This window comes from Streptomyces sp. NPDC002958, from assembly GCF_055563255.1.
On sequence record NZ_JBVHDS010000011.1, the window covers coordinates 16,990 to 32,072 of the forward strand.

13 protein-coding genes and 1 tRNA gene are annotated in these 15,083 nt (G+C 68.2%); 7 read left to right on the plus strand and 7 right to left on the minus strand.

The genetic code is table 11. The features are described 5' to 3' along the window. Window positions 1–76: 76 nt before the first annotated feature. Window positions 77–1,606, plus strand: coding sequence for an amino acid permease (locus ACZ3IC_RS20425; RefSeq protein WP_467417954.1), 1,530 nt, complete (start codon window positions 77–79; stop codon window positions 1,604–1,606). 143 nt (window positions 1,607–1,749) lie between these two features. Here ACZ3IC_RS20425 and ACZ3IC_RS20430 read toward each other — a convergent pair whose 3' ends face one another. The 4 genes from ACZ3IC_RS20430 to ACZ3IC_RS20445 all read right to left on the minus strand — a co-directional run bounded on the left by ACZ3IC_RS20430 (window position 1,750) and on the right by ACZ3IC_RS20445 (window position 5,635). After that, entirely contained in the window at window positions 1,750–2,382 is a 633-nt protein-coding gene (locus ACZ3IC_RS20430; RefSeq protein ID WP_467417955.1) for a LutC/YkgG family protein, read from the minus strand. Next, on the minus strand, window positions 2,379–3,923 hold the full coding sequence (locus ACZ3IC_RS20435) for a lactate utilization protein B (protein WP_467417957.1): 1,545 nt from the start codon (window positions 3,921–3,923) through the stop codon (window positions 2,379–2,381). Before ACZ3IC_RS20435 ends, ACZ3IC_RS20430 begins: the two co-directional genes overlap by 4 nt. After that, window positions 3,920–4,687, minus strand: coding sequence for a (Fe-S)-binding protein (locus ACZ3IC_RS20440; protein WP_467417958.1), 768 nt, complete (start codon window positions 4,685–4,687; stop codon window positions 3,920–3,922). Before ACZ3IC_RS20440 ends, ACZ3IC_RS20435 begins: the two co-directional genes overlap by 4 nt. 213 nt (window positions 4,688–4,900) lie before the next feature. Further along, a complete protein-coding gene (locus tag ACZ3IC_RS20445) occupies window positions 4,901–5,635 on the minus strand; it encodes a FadR/GntR family transcriptional regulator (RefSeq protein ID WP_467417960.1) in 735 nt (244 codons plus the stop codon). A gap of 158 nt (window positions 5,636–5,793) precedes the next feature. Here ACZ3IC_RS20445 and ACZ3IC_RS20450 point away from each other — a divergent pair, with 158 nt between their 5' ends. From ACZ3IC_RS20450 to ACZ3IC_RS20460, 3 genes are all read left to right on the plus strand, one after another. Next, window positions 5,794–6,003, plus strand: a complete 210-nt coding sequence (locus tag ACZ3IC_RS20450; protein ID WP_467418175.1) for a hypothetical protein — start codon at window positions 5,794–5,796, stop codon at window positions 6,001–6,003. Window positions 6,004–6,235: 232 nt separating this feature from the next. Further along, window positions 6,236–7,117, plus strand: coding sequence for a DUF2510 domain-containing protein (locus ACZ3IC_RS20455; protein WP_467417962.1), 882 nt, complete (start codon window positions 6,236–6,238; stop codon window positions 7,115–7,117). Window positions 7,118–7,240: 123 nt separating this feature from the next. Further along, the gene (locus ACZ3IC_RS20460) at window positions 7,241–7,567 is read left to right on the plus strand and encodes a hypothetical protein (protein ID WP_467417963.1); all 327 of its coding nucleotides are present in this window, start codon (window positions 7,241–7,243) and stop codon (window positions 7,565–7,567) included. A 37-nt stretch (window positions 7,568–7,604) separates the two neighbouring features. On the opposite strand, the gene ACZ3IC_RS20465 is transcribed toward ACZ3IC_RS20460, so the two are convergent. Continuing rightward, window positions 7,605–8,237, minus strand: coding sequence for a class I SAM-dependent methyltransferase (locus ACZ3IC_RS20465; protein WP_467417964.1), 633 nt, complete (start codon window positions 8,235–8,237; stop codon window positions 7,605–7,607). Between the two features lie 552 nt (window positions 8,238–8,789). Here ACZ3IC_RS20465 and fusA point away from each other — a divergent pair. After that, a complete protein-coding gene (gene fusA, locus ACZ3IC_RS20470; protein ID WP_467417966.1) occupies window positions 8,790–10,889 on the plus strand; it encodes an elongation factor G in 2,100 nt (699 codons plus the stop codon). A 449-nt stretch (window positions 10,890–11,338) separates the two neighbouring features. Here fusA and ACZ3IC_RS20475 read toward each other — a convergent pair whose 3' ends face one another. Then, window positions 11,339–12,784 carry a glyceraldehyde-3-phosphate dehydrogenase gene (locus tag ACZ3IC_RS20475; RefSeq protein WP_467417968.1) on the minus strand — a complete coding sequence of 482 codons (1,446 nt, stop codon included), beginning with the start codon at window positions 12,782–12,784 and terminating at the stop codon, window positions 11,339–11,341. A 371-nt stretch (window positions 12,785–13,155) separates the two neighbouring features. Next, a tRNA-Pro gene (locus tag ACZ3IC_RS20480) sits at window positions 13,156–13,229 on the minus strand. A 127-nt stretch (window positions 13,230–13,356) separates the two neighbouring features. Here ACZ3IC_RS20480 and ACZ3IC_RS20485 point away from each other — a divergent pair. Both ACZ3IC_RS20485 and ACZ3IC_RS20490 read left to right on the plus strand, forming a co-directional pair. Continuing rightward, on the plus strand, window positions 13,357–14,058 hold the full coding sequence (locus ACZ3IC_RS20485; RefSeq protein WP_467417970.1) for a transketolase: 702 nt from the start codon (window positions 13,357–13,359) through the stop codon (window positions 14,056–14,058). Window positions 14,059–14,116: 58 nt separating this feature from the next. Beyond that, window positions 14,117–15,019, plus strand: coding sequence for a transketolase family protein (locus ACZ3IC_RS20490; protein WP_467417972.1), 903 nt, complete (start codon window positions 14,117–14,119; stop codon window positions 15,017–15,019). Window positions 15,020–15,083: the final 64 nt, after the last annotated feature.

Sequence of the window (15,083 nt, forward strand, 5' to 3'; positions counted from 1 at the left end):
CGGGGCCGCCCCGCCTCCCCGTCCCGAACCGACCGTTTTCCGCCCCTTCCTCACCACCGCTCATGGAGGTTTTCCCATGCCCATATCCACCCCGACCCAGAAGGGTGCGGAGACCGCCCCACCGATGGACGAGGAGCAGCGGCTGCGTGAACTCGGCTACCAGCCGGTGCTCGCCCGCCGCATGGGCGGCTTCGGCAATTTCGCCATCAGCTTCTCCGTCATCTCGATCCTGTCCGGCTGCATGACCCTGTACGGCTTCGGCATGTCGACCGGTGGCCCGGCGGTGATGCTCTGGGGCTGGGCCGGTGTCGGCCTTTTCGTGCTCTGCGTCGGCATGGCCCTCGCCGAGGTCACCAGCGCCTACCCGACCTCGGGAGCGTTGTACTACATGGCCGACCGGCTCGGCGGCCGCAAGTGGGGCTGGTACACCGGCTGGCTGAATCTGCTCGGGCTGCTCGGCGCGATCGCCGGTATCGACTACGGTGCCGCGCTGTTCACCGGTGCTCTGATGAATCTGCAGTGGGGATTCACCCCCACACCGGGCAAGACAATGATCATTTTTGTCTGCATTCTGCTGCTGCATGCCGTGCTGAATCTCTTTGGCGTCCGCCTCGTCAGCGTGCTCAACTCCATCAGTGTGTGGTGGCATCTCACCGGTGTCGCGGTCATCGTCGCCGTGCTGGCCATCGTGCCCTCGAACCACCAGTCGCCGTCATTCGTCTTCACCGAGTTCGTCAATGACACGGGCTGGCACAACCCGTTGTATGTGGCGGCGATCGGTCTGCTCCTCGCTCAATACACCTTCTGCGGCTACGACGCCTCCGCCCACCTGTCGGAGGAGACGTCGAACGCCTCGGTGACGGCCGCCAAGGGCATCGTCCGCGCGATCTGGGTCTCCTGGGTCGCAGGTTTCGTCCTGCTCGCCGGGCTGACCTTCGCGATCCAGGACTACGCGGGCGCCCAGAACAGCGCGACCGGAGTGCCTCCGGCCCAGATCCTGATCGACGCGCTGGGCACCTCCGGGGCCACGGCCATGCTGCTGATCGTGATCGCGGCGCAGCTGTTCTGCGGCAACGCCGAGGTCGCCGCCGCCAGCCGGATGGTGTTCGCGTTCAGCCGTGACAACGCGCTGCCGGGCTCTGCGCTGTGGCACAAGGTGAGCGCCCGCACCCAGACACCCGTCAACGCGGTGTGGTTGTCCGTCGTCGTCGCCGGAGTGCTGGCACTGCCGTCGCTGTACTCCGCCACCGCGTACGGTGCGGTGACCGCGATCAATGTCATCGGCATCACACCCGCCTATGCGATCCCGATCTTCCTGAAGCTGCGCTCCGGCGACCGGTTCGAGCGCGGGCCGTGGCATCTGGGCCGCTGGAGCAAGCCGATCGGCTGGATCGCCGTGGTGTGGGTCGCCATCGTGACCGTGCTGTTCCTGCTCCCGCAGTCGTCCCCGGTGACGGTCGACTCGATGAACTACGCGTCGATCGCGCTGGTCGCGGTGCTGGCTCTGGCCACCGTGTGGTGGTTCGTCGCGCGCCGTTCGTACAGCACTCCGTCGGCGTACGGGAACGCTCGTGAGCAGGCGGAGATCGAGGAAGGCATCGTCTGACCCGGCTTCGCCCAGGCATTGCCCTCGGCCCTCCCCCGTCGCAGCGAGCCGCGAACAGCAAGCGTCACGTGGCAAGCAGCGATCAGGGAGGGCCGAGGCATGTGTGCGGTGGCGGTGCACGAGGGGCCGCGCACCCCGCCCCCTTACCTGTCCGTCCGGATCACCACCACGAGCGTGCGCGGACCGTGCACGCCCTCCACCCGTTCCAGCTCGATGTCGGAGGTGGCCGAGGGACCGCTGATCAGCGTCGTCGGCCGCTCCGGCACCAGCCGGGCCACCGCCTCCGGCACCCCGACCTCGACCGTCGACAGATCGACGACACACACATGCAGATCGGGGACGAGGGACAGCGCCCGCCGCCCCTGGCCGGGCGAGCCGTCCAGGAAGATCGTGCCCGTCTCGGCGCAGCTGACGGCCGAGGCGGTGACGACGCCGTCCAATGCGTCGAGCCGGGGCGCCGGAATATCGGCGGAGTCCTGCTGGACCTCGCCGTCGTACGCACCGAGCCACGCCTCGTCGAGTCCGGCCGGCACACCGATCCGCTGGGCCCCGCGCTCCCGCAGTACTTCCGCGACGACCTGCGCCGTGCGGTCGCCGGTGCAGGTGTGCACGTGTGCCTTGTAGTCGACGAGCCTGTCGGTGAAGAGGACCAGGCGTTCGTCGTCGGGGAGGGTGCGGCCGGTGCGGTAGGCGCGCGAGACAGTGGTCTCCGGGGCCGGGGCGAGGGCCAGGGCGTCCCTGATCCTGCCCAGCACCGTTTCGCGGGCGGTCGTCACTTCTCCTCCTCCTTCTTCTTCCGGTTGTTCTCGTACTCGTCGGCGGCAGCCCGCATCGTCGCGGCGCCTTCGGCCGATGCCAGCCAGGAGCGGAAGGACTGCTTCGGCGGGGCGTCCGTGTCGCGGCTGGCGCTCCAGCCGTTGAACGGCCGCGGCAGATGCGAGATCTTCCCGTCCCGCCCTGCGATGACACGGCCGATCGCCGCACCCTTCTGCGCGGCCGTGAACACCTTCGGCCGCTTCATCACTCCGGCCGCCGCCTTCATGGCCAGCTTCTCCGCCGTCGTACCGGACTGCTCGGTGTGCTGGTGGCGCAGCTCGACCAGCAGCGACGGAATGTCGATCTTGACCGGGCAGGCGTCGAAGCAGGCGCCGCAGAGGCTGGAGGCGTACGGCAGCGAGCTGTTGGGGTCATCCTTGGCCGCGTGCATCCCGGCGAGCTGCGGGGTGAGGACCGCGCCGATCGGTCCGGGATACGTCGATCCGTACGCATGGCCCCCGGCCCGTTCGTAGACCGGGCAAACATTGAGACAGGCCGAACAACGGATGCAGTTGAGCGCCTCACGGCCGTTCCGGTCCGCGAGCGCCGCGGTGCGCCCGTTGTCGAGCAGGACCAGATGGAAGTCCTGCGGCCCGTCGCCGGGTGTCACCCCGGTCCACATCGAGGTGTACGGGTTCATCCGCTCGCCGGTGGACGAGCGCGGCAGCAACTGCAGGAACACTTCGAGGTCCTGGTAGCGCGGCAGCACCTTCTCGATGCCCATGACGGTGATCAGGGTGTCGGGCAGAGTCAGGCACATGCGGCCGTTGCCCTCGGACTCGACGACGGAGAGGGTGCCGCTCTCGGCGATACCGAAGTTGGCGCCGGAGACCGCCACCTTGGTCGTCATGAACTTCTCGCGCAGGTACGCGCGGGCCGCGGCGGCGAGATGCGCGGGTACGTTGTCGAGGCCCGGGTCGATGCCCGGGATCTCCTTGAGGAAGATCTGCCGGATCTCGTCGCGGTTGCGGTGGATCGCGGGCACCAGGATGTGTGACGGCTTGTCGTGTGCGAGCTGGACGATCAGTTCGGCGAGGTCCGTCTCGTACGGGGTGATGCCGACCGATTCGAGGTGCTCGTTGAGGCCGATCTCCTGGGTGGCCATCGACTTGACCTTGATGACGTCGCTACTGCCCGTCGCCTTGATCAGCCGGGTGACGATCTCGTTGGCCTCGACTCCGTCGCGCGCCCAGTGAACGGTGCCGCCGCGCTCGGTGACCTCGCGCTCCAATTGCTCCAGGAGTTCGGGGAGCCGGTTCATGGTGTCGGTCTTGATGGCCGAACCGGCGTCGCGCAGCTCTTCCCAGTCGGGCAGTTCGCCGGTGACGTTCAGGCGTTTGGCGCGGATCGTGTGGGTGGCCCTGCCGAGGTTGCGGCGCAATTGTTCGTTGCGCAGCTCGTCGTGGGCGGCCTCGGGAAACTTCCGGTCGCCGCGCAGATTACCCGTTCCGTACGGGGACCGGGGCGGGGTCGCGGGCATGCCGAGGAAGGTGCTGCTCATCGGACGACCTCCGTCGGAACGTACGGCGAGGTGCGGGTGGAGGAGAGGATCTGCGCGAGGTGCAGGGTGCGGGTGCCCGACTTGATGCGGGAGAGCCCACCGCCGATGTGCATGAGGCAGGACGAGTCGCCCGCGGTGCAGACGTCGGCTCCGGTGCTGGCGATGTTGCGCATCTTGTCCTGGAGCATGGCCGTCGACGTCTCGGCGTTCTTGACGGCGAAGGTGCCACCGAATCCGCAGCAGGAGTCGGCCTCGGGGAGTTCGACGAGATCGATGGAGTCGACGGCGCGGAGCAGCTTCAGAGGCTTCTCGCCGACCCGAAGCATGCGCAGGGAGTGACAGGTGGGGTGGTACGTCACCCGGTGCGGGAAGTACGCACCGACGTGGGTGACGTCCAGGACGTCGACGAGGAGCTCCGACAGCTCATATGTCTTGGCCTTGACGGTGGCGACACCCGCGCGCAGCGCAGCGTCCCCGTACCGCTCGGCGACGATCTCGTGCTGATGACGGACCGAGCCCGCACACGATCCGGACGGCATGACGACGGCGTCGATCGACGCGTCACCGAACTGCTCGGCGAAATTACGCACCAGGGGCACAGGTTCGCGCTGGTATCCGGTGTTGACGTGCATCTGACCGCAGCAGGTCTGTCCCGGCGGGAACACCACGTCATGGCCCAGGCGGGCGAGCAGAACGGCGGTCGATTTCACCGCCTCGGGGAAGAGCGTGTCTCCCAGACAGGTGGCGAAGAGTCCGATGCGCATGGGTCTCTCCGATCGTTTCTGCAATTTTTATGGTCTGACCATACTAGCCTCGGTCCGAAACGTTGAGGCTGCGGCACACCCGGAGTGGTGCGCACGAAATGGTGCGCACGGAGCAACATGGGCGGAGTGGCAGACGCGGACGACACGCGCGGGGCGGATGACGATCATGCCCCTGACAAAGACTCAGGCAGTGCGCTGCCGCGCTCAACGCCCTTATGGCCGTTCGGCGTTCTCGTCGACCAGCGTGCCGTGGAGGCTGCGGATGTGCTGCTCGACCAGGTCGGCGGCCTTCGCGCCCTCACCCGCGCGCATCAGCCGCAGGAGTTCGGTGTGCTCCGCGTTGAGCGCGGCGGCGGTGGCCGGCCAGTCCTCGACCTCCTCCAGGGCGCGCAGGATCAGCGGGCGCACCGACTCGCGTACGGCGGAGGTGAGCGTGGAGGTCAGTTCATTGCCGGAGCTGCGGGCGATATGCACATGGAACCGGGTGTCCAGGTCGTTGAACTCGGGCACCTCGACACCCGCCTCCCCCATCCGTACGACAAGGGCCTCCGCCTCATCGAGATCCTCGACCGAGGCATGCCGCGCGGCCGCCTCGAAGCTGGACCTCTCCAGCACGACGCGCGCCGCCAGGACGTCCTGGAGGCTGTAGCTACCGAGGGCGAAGTGCAGGCGCAGCAGTCGGCCGAGAGCATCGTCCGGGTTGCGCACGATCCGCGCCCCGGCGTCCGGCCCCCTGCCCGGCTGGGCGACCAGCACACCGATGGTCTCCAGCACCCTGAGCGCCTCACGCAGCGCCGACCGGCTGACCCCGAGAACCGGCGCGAGCTCGCGCTCGGGCGGCAGCCGGTCGCCGGCCCTGAGCTCGCCGGCGAACACCCGCTGCTCAATGCTCTGGAGCACGAGTTCATGCGTACGGGACTGCCGTACGGGTTGCCATTCGACGGGCATCCGTCACCCCCTGCCTCGGCCGGAATCGTCCGGTTGCCGTCGTGTCTGCTGCCCGATCTCCAACTATGTCACACATCACGTATGGTCGGACCAAAGACTCTGCGGCGCGGGACTCGTCGCCGCCGCCTGCCCACCGGGGGCTGCCTGTGTGGGTCGGTGTGGCCGAGGTCGACATCGAAGACGGCCATGGTCCGGGGCGCGTACTCGCTCAACGCCCGCAGCCCGTCGACGAAGAGCGTCCCGAGCATCTATGGCTGGCCGCCCGCACCGATCCCGGTCTCAAGGCGTTCCTGCTGCCCTCGGAACGGAAGGTGGGCGCCGCTCAGCGCGCTGTGATCGCATCTTCGGACCGGACGTCGCGGCAATGAGGATTTCGCCACGCTCCGCGAATCGTTGCTGGTCCTGCACCGGGGGCCGGCACTGATCAGCGCGCTGCGCGAGGATCCTGCGTTCGAGGACGAGTTGCTGCGGCTATGGGTGGAACGCTTCCTCGCCTGATTCAGGCGATTCACCCGGTTGGCCTGATCCACCTGATCCAGTGGACTCATCTGATCCGGTGGATTCATCTGATTCTCACGCAATCGTTCTACGGTGGGCCGCGTGACCCAGACGAGCCCGCCCGGCTGGCATCCAGACCCCGGGTATACAGGAATTGGCCCCGTTCACGAACGCTGGTGGGACGGCAACCAGTGGACCGACCATCTCCGCGTGCCGCCCGCGACGGTCCGGCGCCGCCGCATGCGTATCGGCATCGGCATCACCGCCGGGGCAGTGGTGCTCGCCACCATCGGGGGCGGCCTGTTCCTGCTGTCGGACGATTCCGGCGATGCGCAGGAGAACGCGGCCTCGAGCCCGTCCACCGCGCCTCCCGGTGCACCCGATGGCGATGGGCACGGGGGCGGCGGCGACAGCCGGGCGCCCGAGCAGCAACTGCCGCAGATCGAGGACGGCTACGCCACGGACCTGGCCAGCGGCATCAGTCTCCCGGTGCCCGACGGCTGGACGGGCACGTCGGGGATCACCGGCGCAGAAGTGACCACGGGTGAATACGCCTGCCCCGGCAACACGTCCGAACAGTGCGTGCGCGGCGGAGTGTCCTCCATGCCGGCGGAGGCCCTGAAGCTCGACACCACCACGGCGAAGGCCACGGCGACGAAGGACATCTCCGCCAACGCCACGGAATCGTACGGCGAGGAGGTCTACGGGGGCATCACCTCGCATGAGGAGCTCAAGTCCGAGCCGGTCACCGTGGCCGGCGAGCAGGGCTATCTGGTGCGTTGGAAAGTGGTGACGAAGAGCGGCGACGACGGGTACGTCCAGTCGCTGGCCTTCCCGTCCCCCCGCTCCGAGGACAGGCTCGTCGTCGTCCGTTCCGGCTTCGACATCAGCGCCATGGCGCCGGAACTCTCCGTCATGGACGACATCACCAAGGGCATCAAAGCCGACTCGGGGGCGGGCTCCGGCCCCGGCACCACCGCGTAGGAGCGTGGCGGGCGATCACGCCGACGGGCCGGGAGTCGTACACCAGGTGTGAGTACGAAAGGACGACCGAGCTGAGTACGTCGTCCGATTCGCCAACAGGCCGTGGCTGATCGAATGACCACCATGGCTCCTGACGCACCGCACCGCCCCCGCATGCAGCACGTCACCACCGCCGGTACGGCCCTGGCCGTGACTCTGACCCCGCTGGTGATCGGCGTGCTGCTGGCCAAGACCATGGCAATGGATCCGATGACGCCGGTCAACGCGCTGGTCACCAGGGGTGGGCAGCCCGTACCCGTCTCACCCACGCAATGGCGCAGATGCGGCAGGCAGGCGCTCCGCAGATGGAAGGGCTCGCTGAACGCCTGCAAGCGTCCGGGCGCGCTTGTGCAGCGGTACCCCGCGGTACGTCGTCCGCGGCGGTCCGGGGTGCTGCTGCGCGAGCGCTGAGAGAGTAACGGGCGACTTCCCGGGCAGACCCGGAAGGTCAGGCCCGTCGGCAGTGCAGGAACAACTGGGGCTCGGCCACCGCTCCTTCGTAAGCCGGGGTGAACAGACTGGCCCGCTCCCACAGGATCGTGAACCCGGCCCCGGCGACCAGCTCGGTGAACGCGTCGGCGCCGAAGCTGGTCGCCTGCACTTTCTGTCCCATGAAGACGACGCTGACGTCCTCGACGTCCAGCGGCACCGTCGCGACGACCAGGTGCCCTCCGGGAACCAGCAGTCGCCCCAGCTTCCGTAGGAGTCGCAACTGGTCGTCGCGGGACATCTGAAGCAACGAGAAGTACACGCAGACCGCATCGAAACTCCCTTCATCCAGGGGAAGTTCACGAATATCTGCGCACTCGAAGGAAGCACCTGGCACTTGCCGGGCCGCCAGATCCACCATGCCGGGCGAGACATCGACACCCAGCACGTCATGACCCGCATCGGCCAGAGTCTGCGCGGTCGGCCGACCCGTTCCGCTGCCCACGTCCAGGACCCTGCTGTGCGGAGCGATGTGCTCCAACAGCCGCCGGAGCGAGGCGTGGTGGGTGGCCGACTCGGCGAACGCCCGCTCGTACTCGGCGCCCAGAGCATCGAAGACCTTTGCGGCCGGGAGACCATGCTCTTCGTCCATCGATGTAAGTCCCTTCCCTTGACCGACGGTTCCTCGGGATCGTTTCATCCTTCACAGCGCCCTTCAACGCTCATGACCGGCACGGCGCATGAGCGTTGAAGGAGTCCGGCGGACCGGTGATCACGGCAACAGCCACAGCCACAGGATCTGGGCAGTCCCCATCCGCGCACCCCCTCATTCCCCGGAAAACCCGGTGCCCTGCCCGCACCGGGTTCACTACACTCGCCACGAACCGCACGCTGCAACAACATCGCAGCGCGCACCGTGACCAGTGAGGGGAGACCAGCTATGCGATACCGCACCGCTGTCGTCGTCCCCCAGTCACGGTACGAGGTGATCCTGGTGTCTACGTGCGCCCGGTGCCTGCTGCGCGGCCGGCGCCGGATGTCCGTGACGAGCAACTGACCCCTGCCTGAGTGGTGTTGAGCCGCCTCGGCTGCTGCGTACCGATGCGTTGCGCCGCATCAGGGGTTTCTGTGTGGCCTGACCGCAGGCCGGTTCGTCCGGGAATCGCGCAGCCCCGATTTGGATCACCCCGAAAGGCCATGGGCCGTGCGTACCGACCTGCACCGTCATCTCACCAGTCCGCTGACCGGCGTTCGCAATCTGGGCATCCTCGCCCATGTCGACGCCGGAAAGACCACCGTCACCGAACGGATCCTCTACCTCACCGGCACCACCCACAAGCGGGGCGAGGTCCATGACGGGACGACCGTCACCGACTTCGATCCCCAGGAACGCGATCGCGGGATCACCATCTTCGCCGCCGCGGTGAGTTGCGCCTGGGGCGGTCACCGGATCAATCTGATCGACACGCCGGGCCACGTCGACTTCTCCGACGAGGTGGAGCGCTCGCTACGGGTGCTCGACGGCGCGATCGCGGTGTTCGACGCCGTCGCGGGGGTCGAACCGCAGAGCGAGTCGGTGTGGCGGCAGGCCGATCGGCACGGGGTGCCGCGGATCGCCTTCGTCAACAAGCTGGACCGTGCCGGTGCCGACCTCGACACGGCGGTCGCCTCGATAAGGGAGCGGCTGCACACGGTCCCGCTGGTGGTGCAGCTGCCGGTCGGAAAGGAGGACGGGTTCACCGGAGTGGTGGATCTGCTGCGGATGCGGTCGCTGGTCTGGGCCGACGGCCGCGGCACATACGAAGAGGGGCAGGTGCCGGACGACCTGCGAGAAGAGGCGCTCCGGCGGCGCCGGCTGCTCGAGGAGGCGGTGGCGGAACTCCATCCGGCCGCCCTGGAGGAGTTCTGCGCGGAGTCGACGGTCTCCGCACCGACTCTGGCCGCCGCGCTGCGCGACCTGACCCGTACCGGTGAGGGCGTGGTGGTGTTGTGCGGTTCGGCTTACCGCAACCGTGGGATCGAGCCTCTGCTGGAGGCCGTTGTGGACTATCTGCCCTCGCCGTTGGATGTGCCGGCGGTGCGCGGCACCCTGGACGGCGCGATGCAGGAGCGGGCCGCCGATCCGGCGGCGCCGTTCGCCGCGCTGGTGTTCAAGGTGAACTCGGCCGCCACGGGGCGGCTGACCTACCTGCGTGTGTATTCGGGAACGATCCGGAAGGGGGACGCGGTGTTGGATGTGGGCGCGCGGCGCAACGAGCGGATTGGCCGGATCCTGCGGGTACAGGCCGGTCAGCACTCGGATGTGGAACGGGCGGTGGCCGGGGACATCGTCGCGGTGATCGGGCTGAAAGCCGCCCGCGCCGGGGCCACCCTGTGCACACCTGCGGCGCCGTTGGTTCTCGAACCGCCTTGTGTGGCCGATCCGGTCGTGTCCGTGGCGGTCGAGGCCCGCAGGAGCATCGACACCGACCGGTTGGCGTCGGCGCTGGCGCGGCTGGTCGAGGAGGATCCCTCGCTGACTGTCCGGACCGACCCCGAGACCGGTCAGACGGTCCTGTCGGGAATGGGGGAACTGCATCTGGAGGTCGCGGTGGAGAAGATCCGTCGTGCTCACGGGCTGGCCGTCGGCGTCGGCCGGCCGCAAGTGGCCTATCGGGAGACGGTCGTCCGCGGAGTGTCCGCATTGGTGTACCGACACGTCAAGCAGGACGGAGGCGCGGGACAGTTCGCTCATGTCGTCCTCGACGCGCAGCCGCTGGAGGCCGACGGTGACAACGACAGCGGCAACTCGGTGGACTTTGTGTTCCGTTCGACCGTGGTCGGTGGACGGGTGCCGCAGGAGTACATCCGGGCAGTGGAGGCCGGCTGCCGGGATGCCCTGGCCGAGGGCCCCCTCGGCGGTCACCCGGTGACCGGACTGCGGGTCACGCTGACCGACGGGGCGACCCATTCCAAGGACTCCTCGGAGATGGCGTTCCGGACGGCCGGGAGGCTCGCTCTTCGGGAGGCGCTGCGCAACAGCGTGATGGTGCTGCTGGAGCCGGTGGTGGAGGTAACGGTCACCGTGCCCGATGACGCCGTGGGCGGGGTGCTAGGCGACCTGGCGGCACGGCGCGGCCGGGTCTCGGGCTCGACCGCGCGGGCGGGCACGGCGGTAGTCACCGCGATTGTGCCGCTGGCGGAGTTGTTCGGCTATGCGACCCGGCTGCGCAGCCGGACCCAGGGCCGGGGAACCTTCACCACCCGGGCCACCGGCTACGCCCCCGCGCCGGCCGCGGTGCCCCACGGGACGCCGGCCCGGTAGAACCCGGGGACGGCCCCGCCTGTACGCAGGCGGGGCCGTCCGAAGCGCGAGGTCAGTTGTAGCCGAAGCCCCTGGGAAGCGGTGCCGGCAGGAACAGCCGGGGCGGTGTCCGTCGGCGCCTGGTAGCCCGACGGGTTGAGGTGCGGATGGTCACAGCCGACCGAGACATGGACGGTCTGCCGGATCGTGGTGTCCGTCAGCACGGAGTCGTCCAGGGTGAACGGCGCCGGGCGGCCGGCGGGGCGAACCCAACCGGCCCTCAGCAGCCCCAACTGGCCTTATCCAGCCCTCAGAAGCGTCCCAGAGGCCGTATCGACTTCCGTCGACACGGCCTCTGGGACGTGTGATCCGCAACCAGTCACCGAACAGCAGGATCTGACGCGCAATCAGCCCTTCAGCCCTCAGGCCATCAACTGCCAGGACACACGGGATCGGACAGTCCGCCGAGATCAGACCACCGGAACCGGATAGGTCGGGTACTCGACCCCGGATACGTGCTGGACGACGCGGATGACCTGGCAGGAGTAGCCGAACTCGTTGTCGTACCACAGGTAGAGGATCGCGTTGTCGCCGTCGACCTTGGTGGCGCCCGCGTCGACGATCGAGGCGTGGCGCGAGCCGATGAAGTCGCTCGAAACCGCGTCGGGGGCGGTGGTGAAGTCGATCTGGCGCTTGAGCGGCGAGGTGAGCGACACGTTGCGGAGGTAGTCGAGGACTTCCTCGCGGGTGGTCTCGCGCCCGAGCCGCAGGCTGAGGATCGCGATCGACACGTCCGGCACCGGCACACGGATCGAGCTGCCGGTGATCGGCGCCTTGAGGTCGGGAAGCGCCTTGGCGACGGCGGAGGCGGCACCGGTTTCGGTGATGACCATGTTGAGCGGCGCCGAGCGGCCGCGGCGGTCGGAGTTGTGGTAGTTGTCCAGCAGGTTCTGGTCATTGGTGAACGAGTGGACGGTCTCCACGTGACCGCGCAGGACGCCGAACTCGTCGGCCATCGCCTTCAGCGGCGGGACGATCGCGTTGGTGGTGCAGGACGCGCAGGACAGGACCTGCTCGTCCTGCTTGATCGTTTCGTGGTTGACGCCGTGGACGATGTTGGGGACGTCGCCCTTGCCCGGCGCGGTCAGGACGACCTTGCCGATGCCGGGGCGCAGGTGCTTCGACAGGCCCGCACGGTCACGCCACTTGCCGGTGTTGTCGATGAGGATGGCGTCCTTGATGCCGTACGCCGTGTAGTCGACCTCCGCCGGGTCGTTGGCATAGATCACCTTGATCTCGTTGCCGTTGGCGATGATCGTGCTGTCCGCCTCGTCGACGGTGATCGTGCCCTGGAACTGACCGTGGATGGAGTCGCGGCGCAACAGCGAGGCGCGCTTGACGATGTCCTGGTCGCCGCCCTGGCGGACGACGATGGCACGCAGTCGCAGGCCGTTGCCGGAGCCGGCCTTCTCGATGAGCAGGCGGGCGACGAGGCGGCCGATGCGGCCGAACCCGTAGAGGACGACATCGCGGGGCTCGCGGCACTCGATCTTGTTGGCACCCGTGGCCCCGGCGACGCCCTCGGCAGTGAATTCCTCCACCGAGAGACCGCGGTCGTCGGTCTTGTACGTCGCGGCGAGCATGCCGATGTCGATCTGGGAAGGGCCGAGATCCAGCGTGGCGAGAGCCTGCAGGAACGGCAGCGTCTCGGTGACCGAGAGTTCCTCACCGTCGATCTGCCGGGCGAATCGGTGGGTCTTGAGGATGCTGACCACCGACTTGTTCACCAAGGAGCGGCTGTGGAGCAGGATCGTGACGTCCCGCTCCCGGTGCAGCTTCCCGATGATCGGGATCATCGACTCCGCGATCTCCTCGCGGTTCTTCCAGTTGGTGAACGAGTCGTCATTGACAGTCACAGGTTTATCTTTCGAGCTAGGCGGCGCTCATATGCTAACCCCTCGCCATTCTGATCATTCAAGCGGTACCGCTTGAACGGGATGCCACGCTCGGGGCCCATGGCCACACCAGGCCACGGAATCGGCCGCCGCGAAGCCGGACCGGCCTCCGCCGGGCAAGTCCGGCGAGAGCCGGACACGCCGCCGGAGCAGGGTGAGCGGCCGCGTGACAGCTCGAGCGGAACCCCCTCACCGATGCGTGAGGCATGAGTGGCGCGATAGACGACGAGATGCCGATCACGCGACAAAGGCGCGATCATCAGTCATCCGGACACACGAAAGGCCGTCCTCTCATGGATGAGAGAACGGCCTCCGACCTGCGAAAAGCACAGTCGGGACGACAGGATTTGAACCTGCGACCCCTTGACCCCCAGTCAAGTGCGCTACCAAGCTGCGCCACGTCCCGATGCCCGCCTGACCTGGGGTTTCCCCCTGGCCGAACGCGCATGAGAACAATACCGCACTTGGACGGGTGGTCACGAACGCCTATGTCGGCTTGACCTCAACCAAGCTTGATGTTCAAGGCTGAGTCAATGACGAACACGACTGCTGCGACCACGGGCGACCACCACGACATGAACAGGCTGATGAGCCTGATGACGGGGGACGAGAAGCACGGCCCCGCCGCGACCTCCACGCTGGACGCACTATGGGTGCTGTACGACCGGGTGCTTCGGGTGACGCCCGACGCCGTCGACGCACCCGGCCGTGACCGGTTCCTGCTGTCCAAGGGGCATGGACCGATGGCGTACTACGCCGTCCTGGCCGCGCACGGCTTCTTCGACGAGAAGCTGCTGTCGGGATTCGGAACGTACGACTCGCCGCTCGGGCACCATCCGGACCGCACGCTGGTGCCGGGGGTCGAGATCGGCAGCGGATCCCTGGGGCACGGGCTGCCGCTGGCCGTGGGCAGCGTGCTCGGCCTGCGGGCGCAGGGGCTGACCGACCCGAGGGTGTGGGTGCTGATCGGGGACGCCGAGCTGGACGAGGGCAGCAATCACGAGGCGCTCGCGTACGCGGGCCCTGCCGGGCTGGAACAGCTGCACACCGTGGTGATCGACAACGCGTCGGCGTCCTACGGCCGGCCCGGCGGGATCTCGGCCCGGTTCCAGGCCGCGGGCTGGTCGGTCGACGCCGTCGACGGACGGGACCACCAGGCGTTGTACGCGGCCTTCACGGCGCCGCATCCCGGGCTGCCGCGGGCCGTGGTCGCGCGCGTCGCCCCCAAGAGCTGAATGCACCCGGCGACGGCCGAAGACGCAGAGACAACGAGACCGGAAAGGGACACTTCACATGGACACCATGCGTGACCGCTTCATCTCGACCACGTCGCAGCTGCTGGACGAGGACCCCCGCATCGCGCTGGTGCTGGCCGATATCAGCCGGGACGGCTTCGACCGGGCGGAGCAGGCCCATCCGGACCGGGTGATCAATGTGGGAATCAGGGAACAGCTGCTGATCGGGGCGGGCGCCGGAATGGCGCTCACCGGTCTGCGGCCTATCGTGCACACCTTCGCCAGCTTTCTGGTGGAGCGGCCATTCGAGCAGGTCAAGCTTGACTTCGGCCACCAGGGAGTGGGCGGGGTGCTGGTGAGCGCCGGAGGCTCGTTTGACTGGCCTGCCGGCGGCTTCACCCATATGTCGCCGGGCGATGTCGCCCTCATGGACACCCTCGACGGTTGGACGATTCACGTGCCGGGCCACCCCGACGAGGCCGAGGAGCTGCTGCGGCAGGCCGCGGCCGGGGACGACCGGGTGTACGTGCGGCTGTCGATGCAGTCCAATGACCGGGCCCGGCAGATCGGTGCGAGGACCGGGTTCACCGCGGTGCGGGAAGGGAAGGGCGGGGTCGTGATCGCGGTCGGACCGATGCTGGACAACGTCCTCGCAGCGACCGAGGGCCTCGATGTGAGCGTGCTGTACGCGACGACCGTCCGCCCGTTCGACTGGGCCGGGCTGCGGCGGGCGGCCGGTGGCCAGGGGTCCGCCGATGTGGTGATCGTCGAGCCGTATCTGGCGGGCACCTCCACGACTGCGGCCAATGACGCGCTGGCGGAGCTGCCACACCGGGTGCTGGGCCTCGGGGTGGGCCGGGCCGAGCTGCGCAAGTACGGCGAGATGGACGAGCACCTCGCCGCCCACGGTCTGGATCCGCAGGGTCTGCGGGAGCGGATCGGCGCGTTCCTCGGCCGATGACCGGCACGGGATCCCTGCGTCCGGGAGCGGCCCCCTCCCCCGGACGACGCCGGGAGCATCGCTC

Excerpts from the sequence above, each read along its gene's own strand:
- ACZ3IC_RS20425 (WP_467417954.1), top strand. The coding sequence starts at position 77 with ATGCCCATATCCACCCCGACCCAGAAGGGTGCGGAGACCGCCCCACCG.
- ACZ3IC_RS20435 (WP_467417957.1), bottom strand. The coding sequence starts at position 3,923 with ATGAGCAGCACCTTCCTCGGCATGCCCGCGACCCCGCCCCGGTCCCCG.
- ACZ3IC_RS20440 (WP_467417958.1), bottom strand. The coding sequence starts at position 4,687 with ATGCGCATCGGACTCTTCGCCACCTGTCTGGGAGACACGCTCTTCCCC.
- ACZ3IC_RS20445 (WP_467417960.1), bottom strand. The coding sequence starts at position 5,635 with ATGCCCGTCGAATGGCAACCCGTACGGCAGTCCCGTACGCATGAACTC.
- ACZ3IC_RS20460 (WP_467417963.1), top strand. The coding sequence starts at position 7,241 with ATGGCTCCTGACGCACCGCACCGCCCCCGCATGCAGCACGTCACCACC.
- ACZ3IC_RS20465 (WP_467417964.1), bottom strand. The coding sequence starts at position 8,237 with ATGGACGAAGAGCATGGTCTCCCGGCCGCAAAGGTCTTCGATGCTCTG.
- ACZ3IC_RS20485 (WP_467417970.1), top strand. The coding sequence starts at position 13,357 with ATGACGAACACGACTGCTGCGACCACGGGCGACCACCACGACATGAAC.
- ACZ3IC_RS20490 (WP_467417972.1), top strand. The coding sequence starts at position 14,117 with ATGGACACCATGCGTGACCGCTTCATCTCGACCACGTCGCAGCTGCTG.